This window comes from Desulfosarcina widdelii (genome assembly GCF_009688965.1).
In the GTDB taxonomy this organism is placed as follows: domain Bacteria; phylum Desulfobacterota; class Desulfobacteria; order Desulfobacterales; family Desulfosarcinaceae; genus Desulfosarcina; species Desulfosarcina widdelii.
In genome coordinates, this window is the sequence record NZ_AP021875.1 from 1,812,090 (window position 1) to 1,830,252 (window position 18,163).

Here is an 18,163-nt window from a genome sequence, read left to right on the forward strand (position 1 = left end):
TAATCATTGATCATCCCCGCTTTATCCCTTAAAAACGGGCCACGTGAAGACTCCGGACAGGTGCCGACGTGTTTTGGGCGGCCCTGTCTCTATGCGATAGAAAGATCCAAGATATTGTTTACAGATCAAAATCAAGTAAAAATGGCATCCGAAAAGCTTGCAGCGGATATCGCAGCTCGCACGGGCCCTGTTGTTATCTCCGGTGTGGACGGCAGCGCCTGCGCCTATCTGGCCGAAACCATCCGCAGCCGGCTGCGGTCGCCGGTGCTGCTGGTGACCGAATCGGCCAAAATCGCCGAGCAGCGGCAGGCGGAAATCGATTTTTTCAGGGGAGAAACCGGCTCGCCGGCGGTTGTTTTTCCGTCCTATAATATTTCGCCGTTCAAATTCATGTCCTACCACAACGAGACCGCCGCCCGTCGCATCCGGGCGCTGTGGTCCCTGATCGAAGGCCGTCGCGAACTGGTGGTGACCACAGCGTCGGCCCTGCGCCAGCGGCTGATGCCCAAATCCGTGCTTACCGGATTCGCGGAATTGATCATCGCCGAAGAGGAAATCGAGCCGGACCGTCTGGTGGCCAATCTGGCGGCCGGCGGCTACACCCGCAGCGTCGTTGTGGAGGAACCCGGAGATTTTTGCGTCCGCGGCGGCATCATCGACATCTTTTCCCCGTTGTACGACCGCCCTTTGCGCATCGAGTTGTTCGGCGACTTTGCCGAAACCATCCGCTTTTTTTCGCCGTCCAGCCAGCGCAGCCAGGAGCATGTCAACGAAGCCGTGATTCTGCCGGCCCGCGAGGTGACCCTGGAAAAGGATCGCCTCAACGAAATCGTCGGCCGTTTCCGGGCTCGGGCCCTGGAGCAGGAACTGCCGCGCACCACCATGCGGGACATCGTGGAGCGCATCAAGCAGTGCGGGGTGTTTCCCGGCATCGAAAGCCTGACTCCGTTGATTTACGACCGCATGGACACCCTGTTCAACTATCTGCCGGACAGCGCGGTTATTGTTGCCGAAAACCCCGCCGGTCTGGCCGGGGCCGCCGAAAAAAGCGCCCAACTGGCCCAGGTCAACTACGAAAAGGCCTGCGACGATGGGCACCTGTGCGTGGAACCGTCGGACCTGTTTTTAAGCTGGACGGAAATCCAGGACGAAATGGACCGGCGGGAGTCCGTATCACTGGTTCAACTGGCGGTTTCGGGCAGCCAGGGCCGGCTGGTGATCGAGGCGGAAACAAGCGACAATAGCGACCTGGCCCGGGCCATGGACCAGGCCCGAAAAACCGAACAGCCGGCCGCTCCCCTGCTGCAGTGGATCGAAAGCCACCGGGATGCGGGCCATGCCATGGTCATCGCCTGCCAGACCCGGCGTCAGGGCGACCGTCTGGCATCCATCCTGGCGCCCCACGACGTCCGGCCGGTCTCCGGGGAACCCTTTCCCCGGAATCCGCTGGCGGGTCGCATCGCCATCTGCCAGGGGCGCCTGTCCACCGGATTCGTCTGGCCGGCGGACAGCCTGGCGGTGGCCACCGAAACCGAAATCTTCGGATCGCGAACCAAACGGCCCCAACGCTCGACCCAATCCGTGCGCACCGAACTGCTGGCCTTTTCCGACCTCAAGCAGTCAGACCTGGTGGTTCACGAAGAGCACGGCATCGGGCGCTACGAGGGGTTGGTCAAACTGAACCTGGAAGGCACGGTCAACGACTACCTTTTGATCGTCTACCGTGACGACGACCGGCTCTATTTGCCGGTAGACCGCATGGGCCTGATCCAAAAATACATGGGCGTCGAAGGCATGATGCCGGCCCTGGACAAGATGGGCGGCAAATCCTGGGAGCGCGCCAAGGAAAAGGTGCGCCAGTCGGCCGAAAAGATCGCCGGCGAACTGCTCGCCATCTACGCCAAGCGACGGGTCAACGCCGGTCACGGCTACGGCTCTGCCGACAGCCATTTCGGTAATTTCGAAGCCGACTTTCCCTACGAGGAGACCCCCGACCAGCTCAAGGCCATCGAAGACGTCCTCGCCGACATGCGCAGCCCGAGGCCCATGGACCGGCTGGTGTGCGGAGACGTGGGCTACGGCAAGACCGAAGTGGCCCTGCGGGCCGCATTCCTGGCGGTCAGCGAAGCCAAACAGGTGGCCATACTGGTGCCCACCACCGTTCTGGCCGAACAGCATTTCGCCACCTTCACCCAGCGCTTCGACGCCTACCCGGTCAAGGTGGCCTGCCTGAGCCGCTTCCGCACCAAGGCAGAGCAGCGCCGCATCGTCGAACAGATCCGGAAAGGCACGGTGGACATCGTCATCGGCACCCACCGCCTGCTGCAAAAGGATGTCGCCTTCGCCGACCTGGGGTTGTTCGTCATCGACGAGGAGCAGCGCTTCGGCGTCCGTCACAAGGAAAAAATCAAGCGTTTGCGGACCACGGTGGACGTGCTGGCCCTCACCGCCACGCCCATCCCCAGGACCCTGCACCTTTCCATGATGGGCATCCGTGACATCAGCGTCATCTCCACGCCCCCCGAGCAGCGGCACGCCATCGTCACCTACGTGTGCGAGTACGACGACACCGTGATCGGCGAAGCCATCCGCAGCGAACTGGCCCGCGGGGGGCAGATCTTTTTCGTGCACAACAATGTCAATTCCATCGAACGCATGGCCGCCTACCTCAAGCAGCGGGTGCCCGAAGTCCGCCTGGACGTGGCCCACGGCCAGATGGCCGAAGACGACTTGGAAAACGTCATGATGCGTTTCATGGCACGCGAGTTGGACATGCTGGTCTGCACCACCATCATCGAATCGGGCATCGATGTGGCCACGGCCAACACCATCCTGGTCAACCGCGCGGACCGTTTCGGCCTGGCCCAGATCTACCAGCTGCGCGGCCGGGTGGGCCGCTCGGACGAACAGGCCTACGCCTACCTGTTCATTCCCGAGGAGAGCCGGCTGGGCAAGGATGCCCAGAAGCGCCTCAAGGTCCTCATGGAACACAGCGATCTGGGCTCCGGCTTTCAGATCGCTATGAACGACCTGAAAATCAGGGGCGGCGGGGCCATTTTGGGGGCGTCCCAGTCCGGTCACATCGCCGCCGTCGGCTACGACATGTTCCTCAAGCTCATGGAAGAGGCCGTGGCCCAGTTGAAAGGCGAACCACTGACCGAGGGGCTGGAACCGGAAATCAATCTGCCCATGTCCGCCTATGTGGCTGAAGACTACGTGGACGATATCGACCAGCGGCTCTCCATTTACCGGCGCCTGGCCAAGCTGGGCAGCCTCAAGGACATTTCCGACATGAAGGCCGAACTGGTGGACCGTTTCGGCACCTTGCCGGAGGAGGCCGAGAACCTGCTGCTCAAAATCATGCTGCGGGTGCTTTCCGTGCGCGCCGGCGTCCAGCGGTTGGATATATTCGGCCAGCAGCTCGTCCTGGCCTTCAGCGAGGCGCACCAGCAGCGTCCCTTGGGCATTGTGGAAATGCTGACCGCCGGCAAGCAGCACTACCAATTCACCCCTGACCATCTGTTTAAGGCAACGCTCGCCAAAGGTCATCCCCGGGCATTGCTGGCCCAGGCCAAAAACATCTTGATCGAAATAGCGCAACATGTTAACTCGTGAACGTTTATGAGAAAAATATTTACAAGGGTTGCAATAAGTTATAAACGCGCTCGATCCTGGCTGGCGCCATCGCAACCATCGGTGGCCGTTGGTGCCAAGTGGATCATTCTGGGCGCACTGCTTTTGACGGCGGCCGCCTGCAGCCAGACGGACAGCACCTCGCCCCATGAGGCGGTGCTGATCCGCTCCGACCAACAGACCGTCACGCGGGCCCAGTTTGAGCGGGCCTTCGAAGCCGCCCGAATCGCCTACAGCGACGAGCGGGTCGTGGATCCCCGGGCCATCACCCACGCCCGTACGCGACTGCTCCACCAGATGGCCGAGGAGTTGATCGTCAACCGGCGGGCAGAGGAACTGGGGATCGTTCTGGAAGAGGCCGAACTGGAAGCGGCCATACAGAAAATCAAACAGGACTATCCGGAGGACGCTTTCGACGAGATGTTGCTGGAAAGCGCCATCCCCTATTCCCTGTGGAAGGAAAGGCTACGGGAACGGCTGCTCATGGAAAAGGTCGTGGACCGGGAACTGGTGCAGTCGCTGGAAATTACCGCCGGGGACATCGAAGCCTACTATAAGGCGCACGAAAAAGAGCTGGCCGCCAGAACCGAAGCATCACCGGAAACGGATCTGGAACGGCACATCGTGGAGCAGTTGCGGCGTCAAAAGGTGGAAGCCGCCTACCCCCAATGGATGGAGGGACTGCGCCAGCGCTACAAGGTGGAAATCAACTGGGAATTATGGGAACAGCTTCAACCCTCATACGCGAGGGATAAAGATAGCGCCGCCGGCTGATGCCCGGGCGGCATATGGGATAAAACACCATGGGAATCAAGTGCAGGCTTTCGCTGGCCGGTCTCGCCGGAACGCTGATGCTGGTATTCGCAGCCACGGCTACGGCCTCGGCGGCCGCCGAGGTGATCGACCGGATCGTCGCAGTGGTCAATGAAGACATCATCCTGCTTTCCGAACTGCGGGAACGCATGGAGCCCTTTGCCCAACGAATCCGCAGCCAGGGATACGACCTGGAAAAAGAGCGCAAGATGCTCTTTCAGGTTCGTGAGGAGATGCTCAATCGCCTGGTGGACGAAAAGCTTACCGATCAGGAAATCCAGCGCAACGACATCCAGGTGGACGAAGCGCAGATCGACAATACCATCGAAAATATCAAAAAGACCAATTCTTTCACCGACGAGGATCTGCGCCGCTTTTTGGAGCAGCAGAATATGACCATGGAGCAGTACCGCGACAAAATTCGGGAGCAGGTCCTGCGAACCCGCCTGGTCAATTATGAGGTCAAATCCAAAATCGTCATCACCGACGAAGAGATTCAGAGCTATTACGACAGCCATCCCGAAATTTACGGAGGGAAAACCTATTATCACCTGCGCAATATTCTCATGGCTGTTCCGAAAAATGCTACCGATGAAGAAAAGCAGACGATCAGAAATCGGATGGAAATCCTGCGGACCCGCATCCAGGAGGGAGAGTCCTTTGCCGATCTGGCCAGATCGTTCAGCCAGAGCCCCACGGCCAATGACGGCGGAGATCTCGGAGAATTCGAGATGGAAACCCTCTCCCCGCTGATCCAGGAGGCCATCGACGGATTGAAGCCGGGCGAAACCACAAAAGTTCTGGATACGGATCTGGGGCTGCAGCTGTTTTACCTGGAAGCCGTCAATCGAAGTGAAGGCAAGCCTATGGAGAGCGTCAAGGCGGAGATTCAGCAAAAACTGTTTACAGAAGTGGTGGACAAGAAATTCGTCTCCTGGCTCGATGAGCTGCGCAGTCAGTCGCACATAAAAATCGTCAATTAAAAACCGCCGGAACCGCGATGTTTGCCGTATCGTAAGGCCTGTTAATGGAATCCGAAAACAATCTGGAAACATTCGGGAGCTATCTGCAAAGCTTCCGGATCAAACGTGAATTGACCATTGAAGAGGTCGCCGCAAAAACGAGAATAGCGGCTCACTGCCTCAAGGCCATCGAGGCCGACGACCACGAGCATCTTCCACCGCCCGCTTACGTCAGGAGCTTTATCCGGACGATTGCCGACATCGTGGGCGCCAATGCGGACCTGGCGGTCAATCTCTATCGGGCCGACCTGAAGCAGCAGGAAACCACCCGCAAGCTGCAGCTCAGACGCCGGGCCAAGCTCGGTGCAGCCAAACGCACGCTGCTGGCGGCAGCACTCATCGTCGGCATCCTGCTGCTGCTCCGGTACACCGATATCGGAATGAGTCCGACGCCATCGGGTGAAAGCGCGACGACCGAGCGTTCATTTTCGCAGCCGGCTCCCGGCGAAGAATCGGAGGCGGCCGGCCGCGGCCTGGTGGCCGCAAAACCCCGGGAAAAGCTCAAGCTGAAAGTCATCGCTGTTGAGCAGACCTGGCTGAAAGTCATCGTTGACGGGCAAAATGCCAAGTCCTACAAATTGAAGGCCGAAGAACGCCTGGAACTGGAAGGCAGCAGCGATTTCAACCTGATGATCGGCAATGCCACCGCGGTGAAAGTTTTTCTCGACGACCGGCCGGTAAAGATCTTTGGCGGCAGCGATCAGGTGGTCAGTTTGAAAATCCCGTAACCGGCAACCGGTTGCAGCGAAAGATCGAACGTGTCATAACAACGGATCGGAAGCGAACAAGCCAACCCGCTCGACAACCCCCTAAACGTTATTAAGGGCCATGCAACAGGACCGGCAGAAAATCCTAACCGTCAGCGTCAAACGTCTTTTGCGCCGGGGTGCCACCAGCCGCCTTCGCAAAATCGTCAACAAAACCCACGGTGCCGACCTCTCCATTCTCTTTCGCAGCCTGCCGCTGCCCGACCAGCGGTTGCTGTTCGACATGATCGACGACGTCGAACAGAAAGGGATCCTTTTCAGCGAACTGGACGAGGATCTGTTCATCGAACTCATCGATGGTATGGATCCGGATGCGGTGGTAGGCATCCTGGAAGCCATGCCCAACGACGATGTCGCCGACCTGCTGAACCAGTTGCCCGAAGAAACCGCCAGCAGCCTGCTCGAGCGCATGAAAAAAGAGGGATCCGACGAAGTCGAGGATCTCATGCGCTTCGACAAGGACACGGCCGGCGGCATTATGAACACCGACTTCATCGCCCTGAATCAGGAAATCACGGCCAAAGAAGCCATCGAACAGATTCAAAAGGAATTCGCCGACGTCGAGATGCCCTTTTATCTCTATGCGGTGGATGAATACGGCAACCTGGTGGGGGTCTGCTCCTTGAGGCAACTGGTGGTGGTCAAGCCCTATACCCCGCTGAAAGCGTTCATGACCACCGAGGTCCTTTCCGTGCAGACGCACATGGACCAGGAAGAAGTGGCCAAGCTCGTGGCCCGCTACGACATTCTGGCTGTCCCCGTGGTGGATGACAGCAATCGTCTGGTGGGCATCGTCACCGTGGACGATGTCATCGACATTTTTCGCGAGGAGGCCACCGAGGACATCCTGAAAATGGCCGGTGTGGGCGAAGAGTTCGTGGAAACCAAGAGCATCTTCAAAAGCACCCGCATCCGCTTGCCGTGGCTCTTTGCCAGCTGCCTGGGAGGCATTTTCGCATTTTACGTGATCGGCCATTTCGAAGACAGCCTGAGCAGGATCACCTACCTGGCGGCCTTCATTCCGGTAATCATGGGCATGGGCGGCAATATCGGCACCCAGTCCTCGACCATCGTGGTGCGCGGTCTTGCCACCGGCCGACTCCATATCCGCGACATCTGGTCGGTGGTTGGCAAAGAACTGGCCATCGGATTCATCCTGGGAATGGTTTACGGGTTGTTGATCGGATCGGTGGCCCAACTGCAGTACAGCACGCTGATGCTGGCCCTGGCGGTTTGCCTGGCCGTAGTCTGCTCCATGTCCGTGGCCGCATTGGTGGGCTCCTGCGTGCCCATGCTGCTGGCCCGCCTCAACATCGATCCGGCCGTTGCCACCGGACCGTTCGTCACCACTTCCATCGACATCATCAGCGTCTATTTTTACTTTTCCATCGCCACCGGATTCCTCGGCATATAAACGACCATGTCCAGTTTGAACACCCCGGCCATTCTGCTTCGCCGGATCGAATACGGCGATTACGACCTCATCGTCACCCTGTTCACCCCGCAGGGGGGCAAGACCAGCGCCATTGCCAAGTCGGCCAAAAAAAGCGTCAAACGATTTTCGGGCATTCTGGAACCCTTTTCCCGCCTCGACGTCGTTTTGGCCAAAGGCCGCGGCAAGGGTTTGCCGGTTCTCCAGGAGGCGTCTCTCGAAGAACCGTTTTTCAAGATTCGAGAAGACATCGTCAAAACGGCCTATGCCAGCTACTGGTCCGAACTGGTCTACCTGTGGATGGCGGAAGGTGAACCCTTGGAACCCCTGTACCAGTTGATCCTGCATGTGCTGGCGGAACTGAATCGCGGCGGCACGCCTGTTGAAGTGCTGAGTATCCTGTTTCAGATGCGGTTTCTTTCCCTGGCGGGATTCCGCCCCAATTTCGACCATTGCCACACCTGCAAGAAAAATCTGGACCAGATTCGGGATGCCGTGGTGGTTTCGGACCCGGCCAGAGGCGGCATTGCCTGTCCGACCTGCATGGGTTCGTCCAACGACCGGCCCAGAATTTCAAAGGGCACGTTGAAACAGCTCAACTGGACCGACACGGGTGACCTGGAACGGGCCGCCCGGGTCCGTTTCACGGCAGCAGCCATTGCCGAGGGGCTGACATTTCTGGAATCTTTCGTCCCGTTTCATATCGGCAAGTCGCCGAAAAGTTTGAGGGTGCTGCGGACGGTGAGAAAGGAATTGGAGAAGCAAGTTTTCCGTTTTACGTGTTAAATCGACAATCATCCTTTGCTTAACACTTAACTCTCAACATATTTATTTTAATTGAAATCGTAACCATGAAACTCGGAAACCTCGCCCCTATTCTTGACAGTCAACCAATCACCGCCTCCGCCCCCTGCCGGGTCGACATCGGAGGCACCCTGGACATCGGGAGCTTCCACTATCCGTTGCGGCACCAAAAACCGGCAACGGTGAACCTGGCGCTGGACCTGCGCACGGAGGTCCGCGTGCAGGCCGGCAGCGACAGGCGCATCCGGATTGCCTCGGCGGGATTCGAGGACGCGGTTTTCGGTCCTGGGATGGCCCCTTACGACCACCCGTTGGGGTTGATGTTCGCCGTGGCCGACTATTTCGGCATCGAAGGGGTCCATATCCGCATCCGGTCCGCATCGCCGCCCAAAAGCGGACTGGGAGGATCCTCGGTGGCAGCCGTTGCCCTGATCAGGGCCTTGTCCATGGTCCGGGAGAAAATGGACGGCGAGGAAATGTCCCCCGACGGGACGGCCCTGCTGGCCCACGCCGTCGAACAGGGGGTGGCCGGTGTGCCCTGCGGATTGCAGGATCAGCTTGCAGCCGCTTTCGGCGGGGTCAATGCCTGGACCTGGACGGCCGATCCGGGGCGTTTGCCCTTCATCCGCCGGCCGTTGGTGACGGGGCAGGACCTGGATCGTCTCAGCCGCCATCTGCTGGTGGCGTACCTGGGAGTGACCCATGTTTCAACAGATGTCAACGGGACCTGGATCCGACAATTCATCGACGGCAGCCACCGAAAAGAGTGGGAGGAGATTGTCAGCCTGACCCAGACCTTTGCCGACGCCATCCAACGCCTGGATATGGACATTGCCGTCGAGGCCATGAACCGTGAAACGGCGATTCGCAAAACCATGACGCCCCGGGTGCTCGATGACCTGGGCGATCGCCTGGCAGCCGCCGCTGTCCGGTTCGGGTGCGGTGCCCGCTTCACCGGCGCCGGCGGAGGCGGCTGCCTGTGGGCCCTTGGCGATCCAAACAACCTGGCCGAACTGAAACCCAAATGGGAACGACTGCTTGACCGGCGATCTTCGGCGGGAATCCTCGACTGCCGGATCGACGCCGAAGGGGTCCGCTGAATGCCTTCAGACAGAAGCTTTTTTGATCAATACAGAAGTGTAGTGACTGGACTCATTCCCGCCTTTGTTTATCGGGCGCGGGTAAACCGCGTCTACGTTGCGTCAACGCAACAATACGAATTCTAAATGCAGCCCCCCTGGCACGAGCAAATCGCGCTCTTGTGAAATACGGGCGATAATGCTACGAAAGGCGTTTATCGGGCCGTGACTCCGGTCCAAAATCCCCGGGAAACATAAAGTTATAGAATAGATTGACTATCGATATTTACAATTGAGGAAACCCGCATGAATTTTCAGGATGTGATTCTCACAATGGACAGATTCTGGGCGCGCAAGGGCTGCGTCGTGGTTCAACCCTATGACCTGGAAGTGGGTGCCGGCACCTTTCACCACCACACCACCTTGAAAGCACTGGGACCCGAGCCCTGGAACGTGGCCTATGTACAGCCGTCCAGGCGCCCCACCGACGGCCGCTATGGAGACAACCCCAACCGCCTGCAGCACTACTACCAGTATCAGGTGCTTCTCAAGCCCTCGCCCACCAATGTCCAACAGCTTTACCTGCAGAGCATGAAGGCCCTGGGCGTGGATCCGCTGGAGCACGACATCCGTTTTGTCGAGGACGACTGGGAATCGCCCACGTTGGGCGCCTCGGGACTGGGTTGGGAGGTCTGGCTGGACGGCATGGAGTGTACCCAATTCACCTATTTTCAGCATGCCTGCAGCCTGGAGCTGTCTCCCATTTCCGTCGAATTGACCTACGGACTGGAACGCATCGCCATGTACCTTCAGGGAGTGGACAATGTCTACGATCTGAAGTGGAACGACACGGTCACCTACGGCCAGGTGCACCACCAGCAGGAAGTGGAGCAGTCCACCTACAATTTCGAGATTGCGGACGTGGAAATGCTGCTGGACCTGTTCAACAAGTATGAGGCCGAGGCCCAGCGGATCATTGCCGACGGGCTGGTCCTGCCGGCTTACGAGTTCACGCTCAAATGCAGCCATACCTTCAACCTGCTGGATGCCCGGGGCGCGATCAGCGTCACCGAACGAACCGGATACATCGGACGGATCCGCAACCTGGCCCGCGCCTGCGGCACGGCTTATGTCAAGCAGCGCGAAGCCATGGGATTTCCGTTGATTAATAGATAAGAGGTGATCATGGAGACTTTACTGCTCGAAATCGGTGCCGAGGAGATCCCGGCAGGTTACATTCAGCCGGCGCTGGACGCCCTGGCCGCAAATCTGCTGAGCCGTCTGGACACCGCCCGCATCGGCCATGGCCAGGCCCTTACCTGCGGCACGCCCCGGCGGTTGACGGTAACCGTGGAACAGGTAGCGCCCAAACAGGAAACCGTAACCGAAGACCTCATGGGTCCTCCGGAGAAGATTGCCTTCGACGAGGCGGGCAATCCAACAATGCCCGCCAAGAAATTCGCCGAGAAAGCGGGGGTGGCCCTCAAGAGCCTGAAAGTGGTCCAGACCGAGAAAGGCCGGTATCTGAGTGCCCGCAAAACCCTGCGCGGAAAGGCCACCGTCACGCTGCTCAAGGACATCCTGCCCGATGCGATTCTGGCCACCCCTTTCCCGAAAAGCATGCGATGGGCGGATCTTTCCATCCAGTTCGCCAGGCCCATCCAGAGCGTCGTGGCGCTTTACGGCACCAAGGTCGTCTCCTTTGCCCTGGACGGTAGCATCAAAAGCGGTCGCAAGGCCCTGGGCCATATGTTCATGAGTCCGGGAAAAGTCGCCATTGCCTCGCCGGACACCTACGAGGCCGCCATGGAACAAGCCAATGTCGTCGTGGACATCGACAAACGCCGAAAGATGACTGCCGCCGCAGTGGAAAAAACGGCCGTCTCCATGGGAGGGCAGGTATTGGCCGACGAAGAACTTCTGGACATCGTCACCAACCTGGTGGAAAAGCCCTTTGCCACCGCCGGCCGATTCGATGACGTCTTTTTAGAAGTACCCAAAGAAATTCTCATCACGGCCATGCGTGAACACCAGAAGTATTTTGCCGTGACCGATGCAGCCGGCAAACTCATGCCCGGTTTTATTGCCGTCAACAACACCCTCACCCGGGACATGAACCTGGTGGCCACCGGCCATGAACGCGTCCTGCGGGCCCGGCTTTCCGATGCCCAGTATTTTTACCGGGCCGACGTCAAGGTACCCATGGAAACCTGGGTGGAAAATCTCAAACGCGTTCTTTTCCAGGCCAAACTGGGCAGCTTGTACGACAAGGTGATGCGGGTGAAAACCCTGGCCGCGTGGCTGGCCGATGCCGTCAACCCCGCCGAAAAAGAGAAGGTGACCCGCGCGGCCCATCTGTGCAAAGCCGACCTGGTGAGCCAGGTCGTCGGCGAGTTCGCCAAGCTTCAGGGTGTGATGGGACGCATCTACGCCACCGTCGCGGGGGAGAACTCCGACGTGGCAGCCGCCATCGAAGAGCACTACCGGCCGACCCACAGCGGCGGGCGTCTGCCCGAGACGGAAACCGGCGCCCTGCTCTCCGTCGCCGAGAAGATCGACTCCATCTGCGGATGCTTTTCCGTGGGCCTGATTCCCACCGGCGCCGCCGATCCCTATGCCTTGAGACGCCAGGGAATCGGCATCCTGCAGATCATGAGAAGCCGCAACATCAACGTCTCCCTGGCCGATCTGGTGAATAAAGGGGTGGCCCTGTTCGCCGACAAGAGCACCGAGCCGGCGGAGAAAACCGCATCCGCAGTGCTGACCTTTCTTAAAAATCGCCTCGCCCGCCTGCTGGCCGACGAAGGACTGGCCAAAGACGTCATCGCCGCGGTGACCAGCGTTTCGGCCGAACGGATACCCGATGTGGAACGCCGGGTGGCGGCCCTGCAGAAACTCAAAGGGCAGGCGGGCTTCGATCCGCTGGCCGCGGCTTTCAAGCGTGTGGAGAACATCCTGAAAAAAGCGGATCTGGATCAAGATGCAGCGGTAGACCCGGACCGGTTTGCCCACGCTTCGGAAGGGGCGCTGCATGCCGCCAGCCAGACCGCCGCCGGTCAGGTAAAAATGCTTATGGAACAGGGGAATCTGGACAGCGCCCTTGGCGTTATCGCCGGCCTGCGCGAACCGGTGGATGCCTTTTTCGACGACGTCATGGTCATGGCCGACGACCCGGCCGTTCGCCGCAACCGTCTGGCCCTGCTGGCATCCATTTCGGCCATCTTTGGTCAGATTGCGGATTTCTCGCAGATATCGACCTGACCCGGCGCTGCCGATTGAATCGAACAATTGGAAATTGAGGCATTCAGGGAAAAAAAGTCGAACCACTAGATAATTCCTCAATTCCATAATCCCTCAATCCCTAAACTATTATGGAGGTGTTATGCCTTTCGATCCGGATAAGGATAAAGTTCTCAAAAAGTGGCAATGCCCGGAAACCGGCCTGGTGGTAACCATCAACCGCTATGACCAGGGAGAAGCCAAGGTGCAGATCGGCCCCCGCATTCTCAAAAAGAAGGACGGCAGCGACCGCGCCCCGGTCAAGGCCGGCCGTCTGACCATCGAGGATATCCTCTGGCTTTACGACACCATGGACGACATCAAGGACGAGTTGACCGACCTGCAGCGCCCCGATTGATTCATAACAAGTTATCACACCTGCAGGCAGACTCAGTCCATTGCGTTTGCCTGCAGGCATGATTCAAAATCTCCCCAAGGGGCCTCCATCCAGATCCAGCGGACCTGACCCAATTTGTAATGCATGTCTATGGTTCGAGATCAAGTTTTTGGCAAGGCCAGAGGGAGGAAGCTGTATAATGAATACCGCGACGACCGATAACGCAGTCCAAAAGCTTGATCTCGAACCATAGACAATGCCTGACCGCCGCGCTATTGTTAATCCCGTAAAAGGAAAAAAACCGCCGGACACCGGCTCTTTGGCCATTGTGGCGGCCACCGGGGCGGACCTGCGCCTGCTTGCCGAGCTGGCCAGGATCCCCGTGGTGGATCGCCGCAAGCTTTACATGAGCGACCTGCATGTCTGTGCGGACCCCGATAGCCAGCTTCGCTACAGCCTGATCGGCCCTTTGATCGGCGCCCCCTATGCGGCCATGATCGTCGAATCGCTGAAGGTCTGGGGCGTAAGTACGATCGTCTTTATCGGCTGGTGCGGGGCTGTATCCGGCGGCGTCAAGGCCGGGGATGTCATTTTGCCGGACAGCGCCATGGTGGATGAAGGCACCTCCGGCCACTACTGCGACCCTTCATGCCGGGTGGCGCTGCCTGCCCGCCAACTGGTGCATCAGGTTCGGCTGTCCCTCCAGCATCACGGCGCGTCTTTTCATGAGGGAGCCGTCTGGACCACGGACGCCATTTTTCGCGAAACCGTGGAACAGGTGAAATATTACCAGTCAAGAGGTGCGCTGGCCGTCGAAATGGAAATGTCGGCCATTTTTACGGTGGCCGCGTTTCGCGAAATGGAAGCGGCCGGAATCCTGGTAGTTTCCGATGAACTCTCCGATTACACCTGGCGCCCCGGCTTCAGAACCCCGCAGTTTAAAGCGGCCCGGGAGAGAGCCTGCCGGGCGGCGTTGACCCTGGCGAATGGAATTGCGACGGGGAACGGTGATCGGTGACCTGTGATCGGTGAGAACAAACGATCCGGTAGGGGCGAAAAATCTTACGCCCCTAAAGCCTTATTAAAAAACCAAAGCAGATGAAAAAATCCGACATCAACGAACTCGTCGACCTGTTGCATTCCTACAACCAGGCCTATCGCCAGGGCGCACCCCTGGTCAGCGACGCCGAATACGATCAACTGGTCGAACAATTGCGCGCCGTGGCGCCGGACCATTCCTTTCTCCAGGCCGTGGAACCCGAGCAGTTCCCCGGCCGCCGGGAAGTCCGCCACCCCGTGCCCATGCTTTCCATCGAAAAAGCTTACACCCAGGATCAACTGGAGCGCTTCGTGGCCCGGGTGCAAAAAGAGGCCGACGCGCTCGGCATCGGACCGGTCGAATACCGGCTGACTCCCAAACTGGACGGTCTGGCCGGCCGGGATGACGGCGACATCTTCGCCACCCGGGGCAACGGCGAAGTGGGCTACGAGATTTCCAGTGCTTTTGCCAAAGGCGTGGTTCCCATCGGCGGCCGCGGCCAGGGTGTGGGCGAAATCGTTGTGGTCAGATCCTATTTCGAGCAGCACATGGCCGAATTCTTCGAACACCCGCGCAACATGGTGGTGGGCATCGTCTCCTCGGACACCCTCAACGAAAACGCCAAACGCGCACTGGATGACGGCATGGTCCATTTCTACCCGTACAGCCAGGTCAAACCGTCGATCGTCGTTGACGGGAAAAAACTGATCGAACAGCACCGGCAACTGGTCGACGAAATTCTGTCCGGGGTGGATTATCCCACCGACGGAGTGGTTACCGAAGTCACCAACGAAGAACTCAAGCAGCGCATGGGTGCCACGGCCCACCACTACCGCTGGCAGATCGCCATCAAGACCAAGGGACAGACGGCCGAGACGACCGTTGTCGACGTTCAGTGGCAGGTGGGACGCACCGGCAATATCACCCCGGTCATGATCGTGGAGCCGGTACCGCTTTCCGGGGCCACCATCCGTCGCGTGACCGCCCACCATGCGGGCAACATCCGCGATTTGGGCATCGGTCCCGGCACAAGCATCGAAATCATCCGCAGTGGCGAAGTGATTCCCAAACTGGAAGCAGTCGTCGAGGCCAGAGGAGAAGTGCATCTGCCCGATACCTGTCCCAGCTGCGGCCTGCTCTTGAGCTGGCAAAACGATTTTCTCAAGTGCACCAACCAACACTGCCGGGCGCAGATCGAGCAGCGCATCAGCCATTGGTTCCGGATTCTGGGCAATGCCGACTGGTTCGGCATCAAGACCATTCAGAAAATTGTGGACAAGGGGCACGACAGTCTGGAAGCGGTCTACCGGCTGAACGAATCGGATTTCGGGGAAATGGGCTTCGGCCCCGTCCAGTCGAAAAACCTGGCCGAGGCCATCGCCATCAGTCGGACCAAGCCGGTGGAGGACTGGCGTTTTCTGGCCGCTTTCGGCATCTCCAACCTGGGCACCGGGGACAGCCGCAAGCTGCTGGCCCACATTCCGCTGGAAAACGTCCCCGCCATCGAGCCTAAAGACCTGATCGACATCAAGGGGTTCGGTGAAAAGACCAGCCAGAGCATTGCCGCAAGCATTCGTGACATGGCCGGCACCATCGTCCACATGCTGGACCTGAATTTCAATCTCCAGCGCACACCGCTGGTTGCCGATCAGGAAGCGGTGGACAGCCCCATTGCCGGCAAGGGCATCGTCTTCACCGGAAAAATGATTCACGGCGACCGTCAGACCATGCAGGCCCGGGCCAGGGAACTGGGTGCCCGGGTGCAGACAGCTGTCAGCGGCAGTACTGACTATCTGGTCTGCGGCGAGAAAGTCGGAGCCGCGAAAATGAACAAAGCCGGAAAACTGAAGGTGGCCATCCTCACCGAGGATCAGTATCTGGAGATGCTCGGCAATTCGTGAGAAGAGAAAAACGCTTTTCCCTGTCGCCACTGAAGAGCCCTTAACAGGACATTCTCCCATGCCCCTTTCCGATAAAACCGCCGCCGTGATCCTGGCCGCCGGATTCTCCTCGAGGATGAAAGTCTTCAAGCCGTTGATGAAACTGGGCGAACGCCGTGTGCTGGATCGGGTGGTCGATCTCTATTGTCGGGCCGGCATTGCCGACATCCGCGTGGTGGCCGGCCACCGCAGCGGCGAGATCCGGGCCGCCCTGGCCGGCCGCCCCGTGACCGTAGTCGAAAATCCCCTTTACGCCGACGGCATGTATTCCTCGGTGGTTGCCGGAGTAAAAACGCTGCCAAGAAACATCTCCTTTTTTTTCATTCATCCGGTGGACATTCCCCTGGTTCGCCCACACACTCTGACTTGGCTGCTGGATGCCGCCGGCAACGACCCGTCGCCGGTGGTCTACCCCGTCTTCGACGGGCGGCGGGGCCACCCCCCGCTGATCCGCAAGGACCTGGAGAACGCGATTGCCGATCATGACGGCCAGGGGGGGCTGAGGGCTCTATTGAGCCGTTTCGACGCCGAGGCCCGAGAAGTTCCGGTGGCCGACGAAGGCATATTGCTGGACCTGGATACCCAGTCCGATTACCAAAGCCTGACCGCCCGCTTGGAGCCCGGCAATCTTCTCACCGAAGCAGAATGCCGGGCGCTGATGCGCGACGTCCAGGGACTGCCTGCTGCCATCGTCCATCACTGCCGGCAGGTGGCCCGAGTGGCCCGGGCCCTGGCCGAGGCAATCAATGCCCGTGGCGGCAGCCTCGACATCGGCCTGATCGACGCCGCGGCCCGGGTGCACGATGTGGCCCGGCTTGAAAAAAACCATGCGCGGGCCGGCGCCCGCCTGCTGGAGGCGATGGACTTTGGCGACATGGCCGCCGTCGTTGCCGTCCATATGGAAATCCGGGTGACGCCCGAGGCCCCACTGGATGAAGCCCAGATCGTTCATCTGGCCGACAAACTGGTCGCCGGCCGCGCCGTCGTCGATCTGAACCGGCGGTTTGACGCCAAACTCGAAAAATTCGGCCAAGATCCGCAGGCCGCCAAGGCCATAACAAGGCGGCGCCAGGCCGCCCTGGACATTCAGGCCAAAGTGGAGCGGGCGGCCGGCAGTACCATTTCCCAACTGCTGGCACCCCTTCATGAAAACGCCGATACCGCAGGCAGGGATGGCTTATGAAAAACATCCTGACAAGCTGGCTGGCAGACGATGGTGAGAAAAAGATTTTTCTGCTGCGCCACGGATCGCTTCAAACCGCGGACAACGAAAAGCGCTTCATCGGCCAGACCGACCTGTCGCTGAGCGAAAAAGGACGCCGACAGGCCAAGTTCTGGAGCCGGCAGTTGATCGACTGGCCTTTAGACGCCATCTTTTGCAGCGATCTTCAGCGGTGCCGGGAAACCGCCGACGTGATCGCCCAAAAGAACCGTGCCGTCATCACGCCGCTGGCCGAATTCCGGGAAATCAACCTGGGCCAGTGGGAGGGAATGCGCTTCGATCAGGTCAAACAATTGTATCCCGATGCCTTTGCGCAGCGGGGCCGGGACATCGCCGGGTTCCGTCCGCCGGGCGGAGAGAGTTTCAACGACCTTCAACAGCGGGTGGTTCGGGTATTCGAGCGGCAGGTCGGGAGAAACGACGGCAACCTGCTTTTCGTTGGCCACGCCGGGGTCAACCGCGTACTGCTGTGCCATCTTCTGGGCATGCCGACGGCCAACCTCTTTCGCATCGATCAGGGACCAGCGGCCCTGAACATTCTCGATCGGCGGCCCGGCGGCATCCGGCCGCAGTGCGTGAACCTTCTTCCGGACCCTGATCTATGAAAGCCAGGCATGCAAGGTCCGGGTTCCAATGCCGACCGTTTCGATTGGATGCCGGCATCGTCGGCATTTGACCCCTCCCCTTTCCTGCCTTATTTTTCCAATCAGTGTCCGTCCGGAATTAGGCAAATTTGGTCCATTGATGTCATTCCCATGCAAGGCGGGAATCCATTATTTTCAAATAGTTATAGACT

At 59.2% G+C, this 18,163-nt stretch carries 15 protein-coding genes; 14 read left to right on the plus strand and 1 reads right to left on the minus strand.

The window, feature by feature from the left end; genetic code table 11:
- Positions 1 to 141 precede the first annotated feature (141 nt).
- From mfd to cobC, 14 genes are all read left to right on the plus strand, one after another.
- Entirely contained in the window at positions 142 to 3,615 is a 3,474-nt protein-coding gene (mfd, locus tag GN111_RS08425; RefSeq protein ID WP_231715702.1) for a transcription-repair coupling factor, read from the plus strand.
- A gap of 6 nt (positions 3,616 to 3,621) precedes the next feature.
- Entirely contained in the window at positions 3,622 to 4,407 is a 786-nt protein-coding gene (locus GN111_RS08430) for a SurA N-terminal domain-containing protein (protein WP_155303336.1), read from the plus strand.
- 29 nt (positions 4,408 to 4,436) lie between these two features.
- A complete protein-coding gene (locus GN111_RS08435; RefSeq protein WP_155303337.1) occupies positions 4,437 to 5,429 on the plus strand; it encodes a peptidylprolyl isomerase in 993 nt (330 codons plus the stop codon).
- A 44-nt stretch (positions 5,430 to 5,473) separates the two neighbouring features.
- Positions 5,474 to 6,196, plus strand: coding sequence for a helix-turn-helix domain-containing protein (locus GN111_RS08440; RefSeq protein WP_155303338.1), 723 nt, complete (start codon positions 5,474 to 5,476; stop codon positions 6,194 to 6,196).
- Between the two features lie 100 nt (positions 6,197 to 6,296).
- Positions 6,297 to 7,649, plus strand: a complete 1,353-nt coding sequence (gene mgtE, locus GN111_RS08445; RefSeq protein ID WP_155303339.1) for a magnesium transporter — start codon at positions 6,297 to 6,299, stop codon at positions 7,647 to 7,649.
- 6 nt (positions 7,650 to 7,655) lie between these two features.
- The gene (gene recO, locus GN111_RS08450) at positions 7,656 to 8,453 is read left to right on the plus strand and encodes a DNA repair protein RecO (protein ID WP_155303340.1); all 798 of its coding nucleotides are present in this window, start codon (positions 7,656 to 7,658) and stop codon (positions 8,451 to 8,453) included.
- 65 nt (positions 8,454 to 8,518) lie between these two features.
- Positions 8,519 to 9,571 (plus strand): GHMP family kinase ATP-binding protein, encoded by a 1,053-nt coding sequence (locus tag GN111_RS08455; RefSeq protein ID WP_155303341.1) that lies wholly within the window; start codon positions 8,519 to 8,521, stop codon positions 9,569 to 9,571.
- 285 nt (positions 9,572 to 9,856) lie between these two features.
- On the plus strand, positions 9,857 to 10,726 hold the full coding sequence (gene glyQ, locus GN111_RS08460) for a glycine--tRNA ligase subunit alpha (protein WP_155303342.1): 870 nt from the start codon (positions 9,857 to 9,859) through the stop codon (positions 10,724 to 10,726).
- Between the two features lie 9 nt (positions 10,727 to 10,735).
- Positions 10,736 to 12,811 (plus strand): glycine--tRNA ligase subunit beta, encoded by a 2,076-nt coding sequence (gene glyS / locus GN111_RS08465; protein ID WP_155303343.1) that lies wholly within the window; start codon positions 10,736 to 10,738, stop codon positions 12,809 to 12,811.
- Positions 12,812 to 12,932: 121 nt separating this feature from the next.
- Positions 12,933 to 13,187, plus strand: a complete 255-nt coding sequence (locus tag GN111_RS08470; protein WP_155303344.1) for a hypothetical protein — start codon at positions 12,933 to 12,935, stop codon at positions 13,185 to 13,187.
- 235 nt (positions 13,188 to 13,422) lie between these two features.
- A complete protein-coding gene (locus GN111_RS08475) occupies positions 13,423 to 14,184 on the plus strand; it encodes a nucleoside phosphorylase (RefSeq protein ID WP_155303345.1) in 762 nt (253 codons plus the stop codon).
- An 80-nt stretch (positions 14,185 to 14,264) separates the two neighbouring features.
- Positions 14,265 to 16,106, plus strand: a complete 1,842-nt coding sequence (locus tag GN111_RS08480; protein WP_155303346.1) for a BRCT domain-containing protein — start codon at positions 14,265 to 14,267, stop codon at positions 16,104 to 16,106.
- Positions 16,107 to 16,164: 58 nt separating this feature from the next.
- Positions 16,165 to 17,328 (plus strand): DVU_1551 family NTP transferase, encoded by a 1,164-nt coding sequence (locus tag GN111_RS08485; protein ID WP_155303347.1) that lies wholly within the window; start codon positions 16,165 to 16,167, stop codon positions 17,326 to 17,328.
- Complete coding sequence (gene cobC, locus GN111_RS08490) at positions 17,325 to 17,972, plus strand: alpha-ribazole phosphatase (protein ID WP_155303348.1); 648 nt, start codon at positions 17,325 to 17,327, stop codon at positions 17,970 to 17,972. The genes GN111_RS08485 and cobC overlap by 4 nt, the downstream gene beginning before the upstream one ends.
- Here cobC and GN111_RS34395 read toward each other — a convergent pair.
- Positions 17,967 to 18,128 (minus strand): zinc finger domain-containing protein, encoded by a 162-nt coding sequence (locus GN111_RS34395; RefSeq protein ID WP_353740197.1) that lies wholly within the window; start codon positions 18,126 to 18,128, stop codon positions 17,967 to 17,969. The two genes, cobC and GN111_RS34395, sit on opposite strands and share 6 nt — an antisense overlap.
- Between the last annotated feature and the right edge of the window lie 35 nt (positions 18,129 to 18,163).

Coding starts and splice junctions, on each gene's coding strand:
- mfd (WP_231715702.1), top strand. CDS start 142: ATGGCATCCGAAAAGCTTGCAGCGGATATCGCAGCTCGCACGGGCCCT.
- GN111_RS08430 (WP_155303336.1), top strand. CDS start 3,622: ATGAGAAAAATATTTACAAGGGTTGCAATAAGTTATAAACGCGCTCGA.
- GN111_RS08435 (WP_155303337.1), top strand. CDS start 4,437: ATGGGAATCAAGTGCAGGCTTTCGCTGGCCGGTCTCGCCGGAACGCTG.
- GN111_RS08440 (WP_155303338.1), top strand. CDS start 5,474: ATGGAATCCGAAAACAATCTGGAAACATTCGGGAGCTATCTGCAAAGC.
- mgtE (WP_155303339.1), top strand. CDS start 6,297: ATGCAACAGGACCGGCAGAAAATCCTAACCGTCAGCGTCAAACGTCTT.
- recO (WP_155303340.1), top strand. CDS start 7,656: ATGTCCAGTTTGAACACCCCGGCCATTCTGCTTCGCCGGATCGAATAC.
- GN111_RS08455 (WP_155303341.1), top strand. CDS start 8,519: ATGAAACTCGGAAACCTCGCCCCTATTCTTGACAGTCAACCAATCACC.
- glyQ (WP_155303342.1), top strand. CDS start 9,857: ATGAATTTTCAGGATGTGATTCTCACAATGGACAGATTCTGGGCGCGC.
- glyS (WP_155303343.1), top strand. CDS start 10,736: ATGGAGACTTTACTGCTCGAAATCGGTGCCGAGGAGATCCCGGCAGGT.
- GN111_RS08470 (WP_155303344.1), top strand. CDS start 12,933: ATGCCTTTCGATCCGGATAAGGATAAAGTTCTCAAAAAGTGGCAATGC.
- GN111_RS08475 (WP_155303345.1), top strand. CDS start 13,423: ATGCCTGACCGCCGCGCTATTGTTAATCCCGTAAAAGGAAAAAAACCG.
- GN111_RS08480 (WP_155303346.1), top strand. CDS start 14,265: ATGAAAAAATCCGACATCAACGAACTCGTCGACCTGTTGCATTCCTAC.
- GN111_RS08485 (WP_155303347.1), top strand. CDS start 16,165: ATGCCCCTTTCCGATAAAACCGCCGCCGTGATCCTGGCCGCCGGATTC.
- cobC (WP_155303348.1), top strand. CDS start 17,325: ATGAAAAACATCCTGACAAGCTGGCTGGCAGACGATGGTGAGAAAAAG.